Here is a 17,558-nt window from a genome sequence, read left to right as displayed (position 1 = left end):
CCTGTTTAGGAAGCAATGGTCTTGGTGGTCCGGCTGATGGCAATTTTCCTGACGGTACTGATAATACCGGCAGTATCATAGCCACAGAGTGCCCAGAGCTCAGGCTGTTCACCGTGCTCAATGAATTCGTCGGGTATCCCCAGACGGATGACCTGTCCCTGGTAATGGTGATCGGCCATGAATTCCAGTATGGCACTGCCCACACCACCCTGAAGACAACCGTCTTCCACGGTAATGATATATTTATACCTGCTGAAGACGTCATGAAGCAGTGCAGCGTCCAGGGGTTTTGCGAAGCGGAGATCGTAATGTGCCGGATGAATGCCTTCGCTGTTCAGCTCTTTGCAGGCTTCCACCGCGAAGTTGCCTACATGACCGATAGTCAGTATTGCTACGTCTTCACCATCACAGATCTTACGGCCTTTTCCGATTTCCATGGCTTTGAACGGGCGCCTCCAGTCGGTGAGCACACCTTGCCCGCGCGGATAGCGGATGACAAAGGGCCCCATATCTTCCTGCTGTGCAGTAAACATCAGGTTGCGCAGCTCTTCTTCATTCATGGGGGCGGAAACCGTCATATTGGGGATACAGCGCATATAGGCAAGGTCATATGCACCATGGTGGGTAGCGCCGTCGGCCCCGGCCAGACCAGCACGGTCGAGGCAGAATATGACATTGAGGTCCTGGATGGCCACATCGTGAATGACCTGATCGTAGGCACGTTGCATGAAGCTGCTGTAGATGTTGCAGAAGGGTACGAGCCCTTGTGTCGCGAGACCAGCGGAAAAAGTAACGGCGTGCTGCTCAGCGATGCCGACGTCGAAGGCACGTTGGGGCATGGCTTTCATCATGATGTTCATGGAAGAGCCCGAAGGCATGGCAGGGGTAACACCGACGATCTTTTTATTGGCTTCGGCCAGCTCGACCAGGGTATGTCCGAATACATCCTGGTATTTGGGTGGCTGAGGCTTTTCGCTTACCGTTTTTTTAATTTCTCCGGTAATCTTGTCGAACAGGCCGGGAGCATGCCATTTGGTCTGGTCCTTTTCTGCAAGTGCGAAGCCCTTTCCCTTAACCGTTACGCAATGGAGCAGCTTTGGGCCGGGAATATCTTTAAGGTCACGGATGATCTGGGTAAGACGTATGACATCATGCCCGTCTACCGGGCCGAAGTAACGGAAGTTGAGTGCTTCAAAGAGGTTGCTTTGCTTGAGCAGGGTCCCTTTGATGCTTTTTTCAATCTTCTTGACGAATTTATGCGCATTGGGCCCAAGTTCGGAGAGCTTGATCAGCACGCTGGAAATGTCGTCCCGGAACCGGTTATAGGATTTTGATGTCGTAATGCTGGTGAGGTATTCCTTCAGCGCACCCACATTCGGATCAATAGACATACAGTTGTCGTTCAGGATGACCAGCAGGTTGGAGTTTTCTATACCGGCATGGTTCAGCCCTTCAAAGGCCAGGCCCGCCGTCATGGCGCCGTCGCCGATGACTGCCACATGCTGACGGTCTTTCTCACCTTTATAATGGGAGGCGACCGCCATACCCAGCGCCGCTGAAATGGAGGTGGAGGAATGGCCTACGCCGAAGGTATCGTATTCACTTTCACTGATTTTCGGGAAGCCGCTGATGCCGTTGAATATCCTGTTCGTATGGAATACAGATTTGCGTCCAGTAAGTATCTTATGCCCGTAGGCCTGGTGGCCCACATCCCAGATCAGCTTGTCGTAAGGAGTATTCAATACATAATGCAGCGCAACGGTAAGTTCCACAACACCCAGGCTGGCCGCAAAATGGCCTCCGTTTACACTAACTACATCAATGATATATTGCCTGAGTTCCTTGCAGATCTGCTCCAGGTCCTGTTCCTTATACTGCTTAAGGTCAGCCGGATAATTGATGCTTGGCAAAAGTTGAGGACCGTTGGTGTCTTCCATGCAGTGAATATAGAATAGAACTGCAAAGAAAGGTATTTTGTTACGTAACTAAGAAGGAAAATCTTAATTTTACAGAATTAAACTTCGATAAATGAATAGAGATACTTTAATTTTTGATCTGATTGACAGGGAATTGGACCGCCAGGAACACGGACTTGAACTGATCGCTTCAGAAAATTTTGTGAGCAAGCAGGTGATGGAGGCAGCAGGCTCTTGTCTGACGAACAAATATGCAGAGGGACTTCCGGGAAAGAGGTACTATGGCGGATGCCAGGTAGTAGACGAGATCGAAACGATCGCGATCGAGCGTGCAAAGCAGTTGTTTGGTGCGGAATGGGTGAACGTGCAGCCGCATTCCGGCGCGCAGGCCAATGCAGCGGTGATGCTGGCGGTGATCCAGCCAGGCGATAAGATCCTTGGGTTTGATCTTTCTCACGGCGGCCACCTCACTCACGGTTCTCCTGTGAATTTTTCAGGAAAGCTGTATCATCCTCTATTTTACGGAGTTAAAAAAGAAACAGGCTATATCGATTACGAAAAGCTGGAAGAGATTGCCCTTGCAGAAAAACCCAAGCTGATCATTGTGGGCGCTTCGGCTTATTCCAGGGAATGGGACTATGCCTTTGTACGCAGTGTCGCGGATAAGATCGGTGCGCTGGTGATGGCGGACATCTCACACCCTGCCGGACTGATCGCGAAGGGCTTGTTGAACAACCCGCTTCCACATTGCCATATTGTAACCACAACGACCCACAAGACCCTGAGAGGCCCCAGAGGCGGCATGATCATGATGGGTAAGGATTTTGAAAATCCGTTTGGATTAAAAACCCCTAAGGGAGAGACCCGCATGATGTCTTCGTTACTGGATATGGCGGTGTTCCCGGGAACACAGGGGGGGCCACTGGAGCACATCATTGCTGCCAAGGCCATTGCTTTCGGCGAGGCGCTGAGTGATGAATATGGTGATTATGTAAAACAGGTACAGGCCAATGCACAGGCAATGGCCAAGGCGTTTGTTTCCAGGGGATATGGAATCATTTCTGGCGGCACTGACAACCACCTGATGCTGATCGATTTGAGGAACAAGAATATTACCGGTAAGCTTGCGGAGGAGTCTTTGGGCAAAGCAGAGATCACTGTAAACAAAAATATGGTTCCTTTTGACGATCGGTCTCCCTTTGTGACTTCAGGCATACGCGTCGGAACTGCCGCCATTACTTCCCGCGGGTTTAAGGAAACGGAAATGGAACAGATCGTATCGCTTATTGACCGCGTGATTACCAATCCGGAAGATGAAGGTAACCTGCAGGCAGTCAGGGAGGAAGTAAAGGCGCTTGTCGGCCGGTTTCCTTTATACAAGTAAAACATACAACAAGCATGTCCGTGCCGCTTAATTCATCGGCTGGTGAAGATGAACGGGTAAGAGCCCTGCGTGATCACCATATCCTGGATACTCCTGCTGAGCATGAGTTTGACAATATTGCCAAATTAGCAGGATTGATCTGCAATGCGCCTATTGCGCTGATCTCCATGGTCGATGAGGCACGGATCTTTGTTAAATCGCTTGTAGGGGCATCTGCTGGTGATGTTCCCAGAGAGATGTCATTCAGCGAACATACCATCCGGGGAGATGACGTACTGGAGGTTGCAGATACTACACTTGATTCCCGCTTTCTTGCACACCCCAGCGTAGCGGGAGAACCTCATATCAGGTTTTATGCGGGAGCACCGCTGATCGACGGAGACGGGTACAAACTTGGGGTGCTTGGTGTTTTTGACACCAAACCCCGAAGGATCAGCCCGGAACAGAAAGAAGGGCTTCAGGTCCTTGCCCGGGAGATCATTACCCATATTGCCCTCCGCAGGAAAAGTGTTGAACTGGAGGCAAAGACGGCCCGTTTTGAGGAAATGCTTAACCTGTCAACGGTTTCCCCGGAAATTCATTGTATCCTGGACAGGCTGGGCAATCTTTTGTTCATTAATGATGCGGTGACCAGTATACTGGGCTATACTGCAGCTGAAGCCACGGGACTTAACATGTGGGGATTCTGTGATCAGGAAGATGTTGCTGTGGTGCTGGCAGAAATCGAAGCCGGATTGCGGGCGGGAAAAAAGCATTTTCAGGCAGAATTCCGGATCAGGAGTAAAACGGGGCAGATCAGCTGGCTGAGCTGGAATATGGTAGCTAAGGGTGACCGCTGGTATGCTTACGGGCGCGACATCACGGAGAACCGGAAGGTACAGGCTGAACTGACGAAGCTTTCGCTTGTGGCCAGCAAGGTAAATAATGCGGTAGTGATCAATAATGCGGATAACCAGGTTACCTGGGTAAATACGGCGTTTGAACAAATTACCGGCTATACACTGGATGACTTGAAAGGAAGGCAGCTGGGTGACCTGATTTCAGGGCCCGGCACGGATTTGCAACTGCTGGAGACGGCACGTGAAATGACCCGGCAGCATAAATCCTTTGCTGTGGACATTCTCGGTTACAGGAAGGATGGTAGTCCTATCTGGTTATCTGTTTATAACACCGTCGTCCTGAATAAGGAGGGTAATGCCGAGTTTGAAGTAGAGATCATTATTGATATTACTGAAAAGAAGGAGGCCGAACGGGAAATGACGGAAGCAAGGGAAAAGGCCATCCAGCTTGGGGAAGCGAAGGAAATGCTGTTGTCGGTAATGAGCCATGAGATCAGGACCCCGCTTAACGCGGTTATCGGAATGACACATTTGCTGCTGGGTAACGACCCTAAACCTTCCCAGCTTGCTGACCTGAATATTTTGCGCTTCTCTGCCGAAAGTCTTTTGGGTATCATCAACGACATTCTTGATTTTACAAAGATCGAGAGTGGGAACATGCAACTGGAAAGTATGCCGTTCTGTTTGCGGGAGCTTGCTATGGATATTGTTGAATCCATGCAACGCGGGGCATCTGAAAAGGGCAATAAGCTGGGACTTTCCTTTGATAACCGTGTGCCGGATACAGTAATGGGTGACAAGACCAGGTTGTACCAGGTCTTAATGAACCTGCTGGGAAATGCGGTTAAGTTTACAACTAATGGAGTGGTCGCGCTGCGGGTGAGGCTGGAAGAGGAAAATGACCAGTATGCCAATATTCATTTCGAGGTTGAGGACAGTGGCATAGGCATTCCGCAGGACAAGTTGTCTTATATCTTTGAAACGTTTACGCAGGCTGATACAGATATTTCGCGTAAATATGGTGGTACAGGCCTTGGCCTGGCCATCACTAAGAAATTACTCGGTCTGTTTGGAACCGAGATTGCCGTGCAGAGCAGGATCGGCGAGGGAACTACATTTTCATTTGATATCCGGTTTAAGAAGGCGGAGACTGAATCCAGGATGATTCCATCCCGTAACGAGGAGCAGATTTTTTCGGGGAGCCGCATCCTGGTAGTTGACGATAACGAGGTGAATATTCTCGTGGTCGTAAGAATGCTCAATAAATGGGGTATTGAAACGGAGTCTGTCAACAGTGGGGAACTCGCGATAGAGAAAGTGAAGCAACAGCATTACGATCTTATTTTTATGGATATATATATGCCTGGGCTTGATGGATTTGAAACCAGCAGTATTGTTCGTGCTATGGAAGGTGAATATTTTCGACGTGTTCCTATCGTTGCCTTAACTGCTTCAGGAATAGATGTTGAAGAACAAAGGTTTAAGGCTTCGGGGATGAATGGCTATATTTTAAAGCCTTTTCGCCCTGCAGAGATCAAGACCCTGATCTCCGGTTACTTATTAAAGTAAAGAGCCGATACTTCATAATGAAAATATCGACTCTTACCATCTAAATTAACGCTCTCAAATACATAAACGCAATTACGGATCAATTGTTTTATTGCAGGTGCATAATTTTTAAAAAGCACATGCAGCGGCAGCTATACTTATTCTCTTTACACCTGCCTGGTGCAATTTTGTAGCGCCGGCGATCAGCGTAGCCCCTGTGGTCACGACGTCGTCTATTAAAAGTACATGGCGTTCCTCCAGAAGGCCGGGGTGATTAACCGAAAATGTATTTTGAAGATCCTGGTAGCGCTTGTACCTGGTTTTAGTGGTCTGGCTTTCAGTGGCCGAGTGCCTGATCAGAAAATCCGTATTGAGGTCAAGACTTAACATGTCGGCGAGGCCCCTGGCGATGCAGGCACTTTGGTTATAGCCTCTCTTGCGAAGCTTATTCCTGTGTAACGGAATAGGAATGATCAGATCGACTCCTGTATGCCAGTCTGTTTTTTTGAATTGCGCTGCCATCATTTTACCCAGTTGAATACCGATGTCCTGCTGTCCCTTGTATTTCAGGGAATGGATCAACTGTTGGGTTTTGCTTCCTGTTCTGAAATAAAGCATCGCCATAGCGGAATGTACCGGCAGGTTGCCCCAGAAGAGCCTGGCGACGATATTGTCCGGATGCTGATGATGGTCTGTATAGGGCAGGTCATAAAGACAATGGGTGCAAATTGTTTGTTCGCCAAGGTTTAACTGCCGGTTACAGCCACCGCAAAGCCTTGGGAACAGCAGGCTGCAGAGGCTTTTAAAAGATTGCGCGAACCTGGGTTTCAAGTTATAGTGCCGCTTGTTCTTTAACCGCCAGTTGCCCGCAGGCAGCATCTATATCCTTCCCTCTGCTGCGCCGGATATTTGTGGTGATTCCCTGACTCTTCAGGTATCCGGAAAAGATATCTATTTTATCAGCCTGTGCATTGATGAAGCTGGCAAACTGTATAGGATTGTATTCAATGAGGTTTACCTTGCAGGGTACATGTTTGCAGAACCGTGCGAGTTCCATGGCATCAGAAATGTCGTCGTTAAAATCATTAAAAACGATATACTCATAGGTTACCGGATTTTTTGTCTTTGAGAAATAATATTTCAGCGCCTCTGCCAGGGCCTTTAGTGAATTTTGTTCATTGATGGGCATGATCTCGTTACGCTTCTGATCGTTTGCCGCGTGCAATGATAATGCTAAGTTGAATTTCACCTGATCATCTCCCAGCTTTTTGATCATTTTAGCGATGCCTGCTGTGGATACTGTAATGCGTTTATAGGACATATTCAGGCCATCCGGTGCAGTGATCCTTTCTATGGAGCGCAACACATTTGCATAGTTCAGCAAAGGTTCTCCCATGCCCATGTATACGATATTGGTGAGTGGCAGTTTGTAGTTCGCCCTGGCCTGTCCGTCTATAAGGACTACCTGATCGTATATCTCATCGGCATTCAGGTTACGCTTCCTGTCCATGTAGCCTGTTGCGCAAAACTTGCAGGTAAGGCTGCAGCCTACCTGGGAACTGACACATGCCGTCATGCGGTCGTCCATGGGAATCAATACCCCTTCCACGATATTGCCATCGTATAAGCGAAATGAACTTTTAATGGTATGGTCGGTGCTGATTTGCGACTGGTTGACCGTTACGGCATTGATGGTGAACTGCTCATCCAGTTTTTTTCTGAGGTCTTTGGACAAATTGCTCATTTCCCCGAAACTGTGTGCCGACTTTTCCCATAACCACTGATAGACTTGTTTAGCACGGTAAGCAGGCTCATTTAACGTCGTAAAGTGTTGCTGCAATTGGGCTAAGTCTAATGACCGGATGTCTTTTTTCTGGTGGGCAGGCATTTTCCGTCAGTTTTTGACTGCAAAGATACCTAAAATATTCTTAACCCCCGGGCATGCGGTTTTTTACGGGTGGCCTTTTGTCGCTGAAAGCTCGTAAAGCGTGTCGGTTTCTGAGGAGGACAGCTGACGCCATGACCCTGCGGAGAGATCATCAAGGTCAATGTTAAAAATGCGAAGGCGCTCGAAGTTTGAGATTTCAAAACCGGATTCTGTAATGACTTTTCTGACTTGTCTGTGAAGCTCCCGCTCCAGTACGAGTTTAAGTCTGTTGCCGGATATATGCGTTAAAGAAACCTTTTGCTTTCCCTCTTTCGCTTCCCGGAGTGCGCAGATCTCTTCTATTTGATTCAGGAGCTTTCTGTCGGGCAACTTGTTTAGCTCCAGTAAAAACTCCTTTGTTGCACCGGTTACAGGTCTGAGGATGTTCCCAGCCAGCTGCCAGTCATTGGTGTACAGCGTAAGGCCGCTTAAAAAGGAGTCGGTTCTGCCTACGGCCCGGACAAGGTCGTGTGCTTGTTCTGCGTCTTCATTTTTGGTTTTGTGATAAGCAAAGACGAGACGGCTTTCGGGCACTGGCGGAAGGACGGGCTTGCCTTCTACGGTTACAAGATCGCCAAATGCAACTGTGGTATTGGGTTTGGCAATCTGCCCGTTGACCAATACCGTTCCTGAGGAAATATACCGGTCGGCAGCGCGTCTTGGATAATTGCCATATTCACTGATGTATTTGTTCAGTCTGTTCTTGGGTTCGGGCATGTGGTATAAAATTAATATTTTACAAAAGAACCAATTTCTTTGCACAATTGCAGTATTGCAGGGCTTTATATCCTGGTTATGGGCAGTTGTGAAAGGCGTAACGCTTGTATCTGAATTTTTGGATAAAAGCTATACATTTTTTTAATTAGTCAGTGAATAATCGATATTTGTGAGACAAGGGAATGACCAGATATAACAGATATAGCGATGAGGAGTTGCTGAAGATGCTCAGGGCGTCGGATCACTACGCCTATACCGAAATTTATAATCGTTATCACTATATGCTGCTTCAGCATGCCTATACGAAACTGGGAGATGAGGAACAGGCCAAAGACGTAGTGCAGGAATTGTTTGTCAACCTGTGGCTCCGCAGAGAAAATGAGATGAACGCTGCAAATCTGGCCGGCTATCTTTATAAGGCGACCCGCAACAAGATACTGGATATCTTTGCACATCAAAAGGTGAGGGAAAATCATGTACAGGCCTCGTTAAATGATTTTGCAAGTAATTATAGCTATGCTGATACTGACCACCGGGTGCTGGAAAAGGAATTGAGCGCTTATATTGAGCGTCAGGTACAGGCCTTACCCAGAAAGATGAGAGAAATATATGAGCTGAGCCGGAAGGGGCATTATTCTCACAGGGAAATTGCTGAAATGCTGAATACTTCTGAGGCCAATGTGAGCAAACAAGTGACCAACGCGATCAGGATACTCAGAAAAAAGACAGATACTTTTATTATTATCTACTTTATTTACAATTCGTTATAATTTCCTGAAAAAAATTAAAATAATTCTTCCTGTTCCGTCCCGCTCAACCGTTTATGTATTGTAGACGATTTGGAGCGTACCCATGCAAAGGCCGGAAATAAAAGATTTGCTAAAAAGATATCTGGCAGGGACATGTACCCTGGCGGAACGGGCTTTGGTAGAACGTTGGTACATGCAGTTCAACGAAGATAGTAAAGACAAAGATATCTCAGAAGAGAGGCTCATTGAGATGGGCAAAGAAATTCGTAATGCGCTTTCATTACAGGAGGCTGTGGTAGGGACAAGAAGACGCTGGCTGGTGCGTACAGCAATTGCTGCAGCGGTTTTCGCGTCCCTGCTCGGCACCATTTTTTTTACTGTGTATTTCCCAGCGGTCAACAGGCAGGCAGCACGGGTTGCGTTGGATACAATAACTCCGATCCACTCGTTACGTCACAACACCTTGATCATAAATGGTCGTTTACAGATAGATTTGGATAGTGCGGGAGAAGGGGTGATTGCTGATGGAAATGGATTTGAAGTGGTTAAACTAGGTCCCGGAAGATTGATGTACCGGCGGAAAGGTAAGGATTTAGGGAAGGGGGAACGGCTTAACCATATGATCTCTACTCCGAAAGGAAGTAATCAATATGAAATAATATTGTCGGATGACACCAAAGTATGGCTTGGCGCCGCATCAACCCTCATTCTTTCCCCTATTGATTTCGCTCTGAAACGGAGCGTTTCTATGAGCGGCGAGGCCTACTTTGAAGTTTTTAAAGATCGGGACCGCCCGTTTTCCGTTCGTGCGGGCAGCCAGCATATCGAAGTGCTGGGTACTCATTTTAATGTAGAATCTTACCATGAACGGCAATGGACGAGAACTACACTTTTAGAGGGCTCGCTTCGTATAAAATCGGTAAAATCTGCGATACTCAGACCTGGGGAACAGGCGGAAAGTGATACACACCACCTTATGGTAAAAAAAGCAGATACGGATGAGGTTACTGCATGGAGAAAAGACGAGTACATTTTCCGGAATGAGCAACTGTCAAATGTGATGCTGAAACTGGAGCGGTGGTATGATATAGATGTGGAGTACCGGACCCCCGATCGTGCTGAAATAATTCTCGGTGGAAGTATTTCCCGCAGGGACAGATTAGAGGATGTTTTGAAGGTGCTGGGACTTACGGGTAATGTTAACTTCCGGCTAGAGGGGAAAAAGGTTATTGTGCGCTGATTTTTTTTCCTGAGTCTGTGGAAATACCTAATTTAGGGGTTATGAATTTCCGCATGAAGTATCTGATCAGTTTTTCTGTTGCGTTGGTATTTCTTTTGAACTCCTGTAAGCGGGACTGGTTGGATGCGAAGCCGGACCGGTTGCTCGTAGTTCCGCAAAAAATTACTGATTTTCAGGCTTTGCTGGATAACTCTACAGCGATATTTAATTTTTTCCAGGCTTCAGGGCTCGGAGAGATTGCTGCTGGTGATTTTTATATCCTTTATAATTCCTGGCTTACACTTTATGGTAATCAGGAACGGTCTGCTTATATCTGGGAGGAGACGGCAAAATTCTATGGAGGGGAGATAAGTAACGATTGGCAATATGCTTATAAACGGATACTTTCTGCAAATGTAGTCTTAAATGGCATTGAAAAAATTAAACCTTCTGAAGACCAGAAGGCGGCATGGTCTAATGTTAAGGGTAGTGCACTTTTTTTTCGCGCTTTTGACTTCTATGGTCTTACCCAGGAGTATTGCAGGGCTTATAGCGGGACTTCTGCTGCAACCGATCCCGGCCTGCCCCTGCGACTTGACTATGATGTCAACTTAAAAGTCTACCGTTCATCGCTCCAGCAGACTTATGATCAGATTATCAATGACCTGAGCGCTTCGGCTGTGCTTCTGCCAGATACCCCTGTTGCGTTGACCCGGCCTTCTAAAAAAGCTGCATATGCGTTGCTTGCAAGGACTTTTCTTGCCATGGAGAACTACCAAAGCGCAGGGCGTTATGCAGACTCGGCATTAAATATTGGTGATGAGCTGCTGAATTATTCATCAATTAATGTTGCTTCCTATCCCTTTAAGAAATTTAATAAGGAAGTGATCTTTCACAGTACGTTTACCTACGGAATTTTCAACGCGTCCCGCCTGCTGGTAGAGCCGGAACTTTATAAGAGCTATACTGAAGATGACTATCGTCGCACGCTGTTTTTTAATACGGTGGCAAATGGAGTTAACTTCAGGGGTAGTTACAGCGGTGACAGGACTTTGTTCGGCGGTTTGACCACAGATGAACTGTTCCTCATCAGAGCTGAATGCAATGCCCGAAACGGTGACGTGTCAAAGGCAATGGAAGATCTGAACCGTTTGCTGAGGACAAGATTTAAGGACGGATATACTGACCTTACGGCCGACAATGCAGAAAAAGCCCTGGAACTGGTATTGAGGGAAAGAAGGAAGGAACTGGTGTTCAGAGGAACGCGGTGGTCTGACCTCAGGCGGTTGAACCGGGACAGCCGTTTTAAGGTAACCCTGAAAAGAACCTTGAACGGAACCGAGTATGTGTTGAAACCGGATGACAAGCGTTATGTGTTTCCGATTGACGATTATGAGGTTGCCAGCGGCATTGTGCAGAATGACCGCTGATACTGAAAATTTTAACCTGATGTTATTTACAGCATGATTTCTTATCTGTCCGCGTCTTATGTTTATCCGGTTAGCAGTCCGCCGTTAAAGAATGGTGTTATCGGAGTAGGAGCGGATGGTCTGATAGCAGAAGTGCTGGATAGTGAGACAGCCCGTGCGCGCGGGTTGAAAGACGTGCACTTTCATGAGGGATTGCTGGTGCCGGGTTTTGTGAATGCTCATTGTCACCTGGAACTCTCCTGCCTGAGAGGAAAGATTGCGAAGCATACCGGACTCATCAGCTTTGTTCAGGAAGTGATGCGGCTCCGGACGGCCGATGAATACGAACTGGATGCCGCCATGCTTCGGGCAGATATTGAGATGCTGGAAAACGGGATCGTTGCGGTGGGTGATATTGCCAACCAGGCAGTGTCCCGCGTCACTAAACGGGGTAGTTTGATTCATTACCATACTTTTGTGGAGATCATGGGTTTTGACCCTGCCATGGCCCGGACGATACTGGACAAGGCTAAGGAGTTAAAACGTAGTTTTGGGCCGTTGCCGGCTTCTGTCACGCCACATGCTCCTTATTCCGTGTCGGAGGAACTTTTTTACGGATTGTCTGGTATGCCGGATGATGAAGGGGGATGTATCAGTATACATAATCAGGAGACTTCAGATGAAAATCTTTTTTTTCAGTACAAGACGGGGGGCTTTACTGAATTATTTGCCAGGTTGGGGCTGGATATAGGGTTTTACCAGGCAAGTGGTAAGACATCTTTACAGACTTACTTGCCATTTATACCTAAGGGAAAACGTCTGCAACTGGTACACAACACCTTCACGAGCAGGGAAGATGTGGTGTTCTCCGGGAAGCTGCACTATAAACTTTACTGGTGCCTTTGTCCTAATGCCAATCTTTACATTGAAAACCGGTTGCCTGATGTTGGAATGATGAGAGCGGAGGGATTAAGGATCACCTTGGGCACGGACAGTCTGGCCAGTAACGACAGCCTGAGTATTTTTTCGGAAATGCAGACGCTGCAGCAGCATTTTAAGGTGCCTGTAGAAGAGCTCCTAACGTGGGCATGCCTGAACGGGGCAGAATTTCTGGGCATTTCGGAGCGTTACGGTAGTTTTGAGCCAGGTAAACGTCCGGGAATTAATTTGCTGAAATTTAACGAACGGAACGGAGGACTGGTACTTGGCGCCTCTATGAGACGTCTGTATTGATTATGGAAAACAGGATAACGTCACTTTTTGGAGTAAAATATCCGGTAGTCCAGGCTGGTATGGTCTGGTGCAGTGGGTGGAGGCTGGCAGCTGCCGTGTCGGAGGCTGGTGGGCTTGGTTTAATCGGAGCCGGTTCCATGTACCCGGAGGTATTGCGCGACCATATCCGGAAATGCAGGGTTGCGACGGACCGGCCTTTTGGTGTCAATGTGCCCTTGTTATATCCGGACATTCAGGAATTGATGAACATCATCGCTGAAGAAAAAGTACTTATCGTTTTTACATCTGCAGGCAATCCTGCTGTCTGGACCGGCTGGCTGAAGGAAAGAGGAATTAAGGTTGCGCATGTTGTGGCCAATTCAAAATTTGCGCTAAAAGCTGAAGCCAGTGGGGTAGATGCAATTGTGGCTGAAGGGTTTGAGGCGGGAGGTCATAACGGGAGGGAGGAGACCACTACTTTTTGCCTGGTTCCGATGATCTGTGACCTGGTGAAGCTGCCGGTAATTGCGGCAGGAGGAATTGGGAGTGGTCGCGCTATGGCGGCGGCAATGGCCCTGGGAGCGGAAGGAGTGCAGGTAGGGTCGGCCTTTGCAGTCGCAGAAGAATCTTCGGCACATGAGCGGTTTAAAGCAAAGATCATTGATGCGTCGGAAGGAGATACCCGGTTGAGTATGAAGAAGCTTGTGCCCGTACGTTTGCTGAAGAATGAATTTTCTGAAGCGATAAAGGGGGCTGAAGCGCGGGGTGCTACCGTGGATGAGCTCAGCAGATTACTGGGGAAGGGAAGGGCCAGGCTTGGCATGTTCGAAGGTGATACCGCGCAGGGGGAACTGGAGATCGGGCAGGTTTCGGCGATGCTGAACAGGATCAGGCCAGCCGGATCTATCCTGGAGGAGATGATTGATGAGTTTAATGGCGTATCGGAAAAGTTGAAACGGTTGTATTTTTAATAAGCAAGCAGGGATATATGGAAACAGTACATCTGGATATTGTGGTAAACGGTAAGGTGCAGGGAGTAAGGTTCAGGGAAACCACCAAATATGTTGCCGACCAGGCGGGGATCAAAGGTTTTATACGGAATGAACCCGATGGTTCTGTATATATAGAGGCTGAGGCAGCCCGCTGGGAACTCGATGCATTTATGGAATGGTGCGGGGACGGACCTGACCGTGCACGGGTGGAATCCTGTACCTTTAAAGCAGGAGAACTGAAGCATTTCAAGGATTTTGTGATCGTTAAACGTTAACATGTCGGTATACAGAAAATTTGCCGGGCAAACGCTGATCTACGGGGTAAGTACGATCCTTTCCAGGATGATCGCATTTGCATTGACACCGGTCTATGCACGTGCGTTGCCGGTAGGTGGGAACGGAATCTTTACGGCGATGTATGGTTATGCCTCCATTATCAATGCCATACTGGCTTTTGGTATGGAAACTACCTTTTTCAGGTATTTGCAGAAACGTGACGATGACAGGGAGACCGTATATAATAATTCCTTTGGAGCAGTCTTTGTTGTTTCTATGGTATTTCTTGCCTTTTCCCTGTTTTTTCTGGACGATGTCATCCGTTTTTTGCTGGCAGGGGATACAGGGGCCTACCGCGATTATAAATTCTATGTGCAGTGTTTTCTGGCGATCCTGGTTACTGATGCGGTATGTGTGATCCCCTTTGCAAGGTTAAGGGCGGAGGGAAGACCGGTTCGGTTTGGTGTGGTCAAATGCCTCAATATCTTTATTGTGGTTTTTTTTAACGTGTTTTTTCTTTTCATCGTCCCTTTCATGATCAGCCGGGGATTGCCGGGAGGAGAATGGATGGCAGTATGGTACCGGCCAAAGTGGGTAGGCTATGTATTCCTGTCAAATTTGTTTGCGAGTGCATTGACGGTATTGCTGCTGTTGCCCGAGCTGCTGAAGTTAAGGTTGCATTTTAACATGCGGATGTTTTTGCAGATGCTGAATTATAGCTGGCCGATACTCATCGCCAATATATCATTCATTATCAACGAGTCGCTGGACAAGGCGATGCTGAAACACATGCTGCCGATTCAGATCGCAGACAGAGATGTCGCCATTTATGGAATGTGTGCAAAAATCGCATTGTTCCTCAATCTGTTTGTCCAGGCCTTCCGGTTAGGTGCGGAACCATTCTTTTTTAGCCAGTCCAAGAATAGTAACGCTGGTGAGACCTATGCCCGTATCATGGATTATTTTGTCATTACGGTTGCAGTAATCAGTGTTGCATTGGTCGCCAATGTAGACTTGCTGGCTAGTGTTATCGTGGGGGCCGAGACCCGGATAGTAAATGGTACGGTAATAAATAATGTCTACTGGGCCGGGCTAAACGTGATTCCGCCGCTCATATTTGGCTATATGAGCTTAGGGATATATATGAACTTATCCGTCTGGTATAAGCTTTCCGATCAAACCCGTTTCGGTCTTTATATCTCGGGTATTGGTGCGTTGGTTACGATCGTACTGAATTGGATTTTTATCCCCGAATATAGTTATCTGGCCTCTGCCTGGGCATCTGTGTCGGCATATGCGATAATGATGATTTTGTCCTATGTTCTCGGACAGCGGCACTATCCTATTCCTTATCATATCAGGAAAAATACAGCTTACATGCTCGCTGCCATTTTGATTGTATTTTTATCTTTCAATATTTTTAACCGGAATATCTACATTGGAAACATGTTGCTGCTGGTGTTTGCCGGTGCTGCTGTTTATCTGGAACGTAAAGGACTGAAAGCGATTTTAAAAGGAAAATGACGATTGGAATAGATAGTTGTAAGTTGTTTTTGCTGGCCCTGTTTTACGGACTTTCGATATTTTTTATGCAGGTTTCCGGGCAGACGGTGAAACCTGCAGCTATGGCAGACAGCAACACGGTCCGCTTGTTGTTTTTTGAAGGGCTTAGGGAAAAGCTGAACGAAAACTATGCAAAAGCTGAAGAATGTTTTAAAAAGATACTGGTTTCCCAGCCAGAGGATGCACCTGCGAATTATGAACTTGCAGTTGTGAGCTTCCGGCAGAATAAATTACTGGATGCCGAGATTGCGATCCGAAAAGCTACCGCTGCCCGCCCCGGCAATATCTGGTTTTTGCGCATGCTTGCAGAACTGTACAAACGTAAGGGAGATATGGATGCACTTGTTAATGTCTTTGACCGTATGATTGCATTAAGCCCGGAAGATGAATCATTTTATTATGACCGTGCCAATGCTTTATTGCTGGGAGGTAAGACAGGGGAGGCGACGAAGGCATACGTGGTGATGGAGCAAAAGTTCGGGCCTTCTGAAGAACTGGAAAAGGCAAGAAAAAGGATAACTGCCGGAAGCACTGTTTCCGATGAAAGCAGTGCCGCTGGAGTTACGCTGACGGCTCCTGAACAATTGCTCGCAGAAGGAGAGGTCTTGTTTAAGGCGGGTGACCTGAAAGGCGCGCTGGAGAAATTTGAGGCGACGGTAAAGCTGACAGACCAGCTGTATATGGCCTGGGAACACCTGATGAGGACTCAGCTTTTGCTGGGAATGTACCAGGAGGCAATTAAATCCGGAGATGAAGCGTTATCTCTATATCCCAGTCAGGCCGCGCTGTATTTTCATCAGGCAGTGGCCTTGTTGAATGCGGGACGTATTGATGATGCACTGCAGCAGATACAAACAGCAATGGGCCTGGACGAAGATAACCCTGCATTGCTGGAGTGCTATGGAGATTTGCTTTTTTTAAAGGGAAAGACCAGTGATGCGGTAGAGCAATGGAAGAAATCGAAGGCAGCAGGTAACCACACAGATAAACTGAAGAGAAAGATCAATGAGGAAAAATATATTAAATAGTACATTACTGCTGGCGGTCATAGGTTGCCTGGCGATGGCGTGCAAAACGAAGAAGGCGCTGGTAAAACCTCCGGAACGGCCGGTTGCAGCCGTCGATACCCGTAGCGCCGAGGTGCTTCGACGGTTACGCGAGAGGGACTTCAGCTACCGGACATTATCACTGAAGGCCAAGGCTTATCTGGATATAAATGGCAACGGGAATAATGTTGCGATGAATATCCGGATGCAGAAGGACGAAAAAATATGGGTAAGTATAACAGCGATTGCAGGGATAGAAGTTGCGCGGGCATTGATCACGCCGGACAGTATCAAGGTGAGGAACAATTTCCAACAGGTATATCTTAAGAAGCCATTTGCCTATATACAGAAATTTGCAAGCCCGGAAGTAGACTTTATGCTGCTTCAGTCCATGCTGACAGGGAACACTGTGGCTGCCTTTACTGATCAGAAGACCATTCCGGATACACTGAATGGAAACTGGGTACTAAAAGGCGTTCAGGGCGGATTGGGCTACCAGGTGTTGTTCAATACTTTGCTCAAGACCTCGGATTTGAACCTGAACGATGTAAAATCCGGAAAGGCACTTAAGGTTCAGTATGGGGAATATCAACTGGTAAATGAATTGTTATTCCCTTCTTCAGCAAAGATAAGCTCGGTTTCGGGCAAACAGACGGTAAAGATTGATCTGGATTTTTCTAAAGTAGAGCGAGACCTTCAACTGGAGTATCCTTTTAGTGTTCCGGCTAAGTTTGAGGTAATCAATTGATTTTTTTATACTT

At 47.4% G+C, this 17,558-nt stretch carries 15 protein-coding genes; 11 read left to right on the top strand and 4 right to left on the bottom strand.

Annotated features, from left to right (window positions below):
• Nucleotides 1-5 precede the first annotated feature (5 nt).
• Nucleotides 6-1,937, bottom strand: coding sequence for a 1-deoxy-D-xylulose-5-phosphate synthase (gene dxs, locus P2W84_RS14805; protein ID WP_276090930.1), 1,932 nt, complete (start codon nucleotides 1,935-1,937; stop codon nucleotides 6-8).
• A 91-nt stretch (nucleotides 1,938-2,028) separates the two neighbouring features.
• Here dxs and glyA point away from each other — a divergent pair, with 91 nt between their 5' ends.
• Nucleotides 2,029-3,300: a serine hydroxymethyltransferase gene (glyA, locus tag P2W84_RS14800; protein ID WP_276090929.1), complete on the top strand. Its 1,272-nt coding sequence runs from the start codon at nucleotides 2,029-2,031 to the stop codon at nucleotides 3,298-3,300.
• A 14-nt stretch (nucleotides 3,301-3,314) separates the two neighbouring features.
• The gene (locus P2W84_RS14795) at nucleotides 3,315-5,708 is read left to right on the top strand and encodes a PAS domain S-box protein (RefSeq protein ID WP_276090928.1); all 2,394 of its coding nucleotides are present in this window, start codon (nucleotides 3,315-3,317) and stop codon (nucleotides 5,706-5,708) included.
• A gap of 108 nt (nucleotides 5,709-5,816) precedes the next feature.
• On the opposite strand, the gene P2W84_RS14790 is transcribed toward P2W84_RS14795, so the two are convergent.
• The 3 genes from P2W84_RS14790 to P2W84_RS14780 form a co-directional block, all read right to left on the bottom strand.
• Nucleotides 5,817-6,518 carry a ComF family protein gene (locus P2W84_RS14790; protein WP_276090927.1) on the bottom strand — a complete coding sequence of 234 codons (702 nt, stop codon included), beginning with the start codon at nucleotides 6,516-6,518 and terminating at the stop codon, nucleotides 5,817-5,819.
• Between the two features lies 1 nt (nucleotide 6,519).
• On the bottom strand, nucleotides 6,520-7,575 hold the full coding sequence (gene rlmN / locus P2W84_RS14785; protein ID WP_276090926.1) for a 23S rRNA (adenine(2503)-C(2))-methyltransferase RlmN: 1,056 nt from the start codon (nucleotides 7,573-7,575) through the stop codon (nucleotides 6,520-6,522).
• A 63-nt stretch (nucleotides 7,576-7,638) separates the two neighbouring features.
• Entirely contained in the window at nucleotides 7,639-8,331 is a 693-nt protein-coding gene (locus P2W84_RS14780) for a S4 domain-containing protein (RefSeq protein WP_276090925.1), read from the bottom strand.
• 182 nt (nucleotides 8,332-8,513) lie between these two features.
• Between P2W84_RS14780 and P2W84_RS14775 the strand changes: the two genes are divergently transcribed.
• The 9 genes from P2W84_RS14775 to P2W84_RS14735 all read left to right on the top strand — a co-directional run bounded on the left by P2W84_RS14775 (nucleotide 8,514) and on the right by P2W84_RS14735 (nucleotide 17,545).
• Nucleotides 8,514-9,101: an RNA polymerase sigma-70 factor gene (locus P2W84_RS14775; RefSeq protein ID WP_276090924.1), complete on the top strand. Its 588-nt coding sequence runs from the start codon at nucleotides 8,514-8,516 to the stop codon at nucleotides 9,099-9,101.
• Nucleotides 9,102-9,207: 106 nt separating this feature from the next.
• On the top strand, nucleotides 9,208-10,320 hold the full coding sequence (locus P2W84_RS14770) for a FecR family protein (RefSeq protein ID WP_276090923.1): 1,113 nt from the start codon (nucleotides 9,208-9,210) through the stop codon (nucleotides 10,318-10,320).
• A 41-nt stretch (nucleotides 10,321-10,361) separates the two neighbouring features.
• Nucleotides 10,362-11,729: a RagB/SusD family nutrient uptake outer membrane protein gene (locus P2W84_RS14765; protein ID WP_276090922.1), complete on the top strand. Its 1,368-nt coding sequence runs from the start codon at nucleotides 10,362-10,364 to the stop codon at nucleotides 11,727-11,729.
• Nucleotides 11,730-11,762: 33 nt separating this feature from the next.
• Nucleotides 11,763-12,941 carry an amidohydrolase family protein gene (locus P2W84_RS14760; protein ID WP_276090921.1) on the top strand — a complete coding sequence of 393 codons (1,179 nt, stop codon included), beginning with the start codon at nucleotides 11,763-11,765 and terminating at the stop codon, nucleotides 12,939-12,941.
• Nucleotides 12,942-12,943: 2 nt separating this feature from the next.
• On the top strand, nucleotides 12,944-13,891 hold the full coding sequence (locus tag P2W84_RS14755; RefSeq protein ID WP_276090920.1) for a nitronate monooxygenase: 948 nt from the start codon (nucleotides 12,944-12,946) through the stop codon (nucleotides 13,889-13,891).
• A gap of 17 nt (nucleotides 13,892-13,908) precedes the next feature.
• A complete protein-coding gene (locus P2W84_RS14750; RefSeq protein WP_276090919.1) occupies nucleotides 13,909-14,187 on the top strand; it encodes an acylphosphatase in 279 nt (92 codons plus the stop codon).
• A gap of 1 nt (nucleotide 14,188) precedes the next feature.
• Nucleotides 14,189-15,712, top strand: a complete 1,524-nt coding sequence (locus P2W84_RS14745; protein WP_276090918.1) for an oligosaccharide flippase family protein — start codon at nucleotides 14,189-14,191, stop codon at nucleotides 15,710-15,712.
• Nucleotides 15,709-16,779 carry a tetratricopeptide repeat protein gene (locus P2W84_RS14740; RefSeq protein ID WP_276090917.1) on the top strand — a complete coding sequence of 357 codons (1,071 nt, stop codon included), beginning with the start codon at nucleotides 15,709-15,711 and terminating at the stop codon, nucleotides 16,777-16,779. The genes P2W84_RS14745 and P2W84_RS14740 overlap by 4 nt, the downstream gene beginning before the upstream one ends.
• The gene (locus tag P2W84_RS14735) at nucleotides 16,757-17,545 is read left to right on the top strand and encodes a DUF4292 domain-containing protein (protein ID WP_276090916.1); all 789 of its coding nucleotides are present in this window, start codon (nucleotides 16,757-16,759) and stop codon (nucleotides 17,543-17,545) included. The genes P2W84_RS14740 and P2W84_RS14735 overlap by 23 nt, the downstream gene beginning before the upstream one ends.
• The last annotated feature ends 13 nt before the right edge of the window (nucleotides 17,546-17,558 follow it).

Source organism: Pedobacter sp. JY14-1 (genome assembly GCF_029269825.1).
Lineage (GTDB): Bacteria > Bacteroidota > Bacteroidia > Sphingobacteriales > Sphingobacteriaceae > Pedobacter.
The sequence above is the reverse complement of the archived record's forward strand: the minus strand, read 5'-3'. Positions and strand labels throughout refer to the sequence as shown.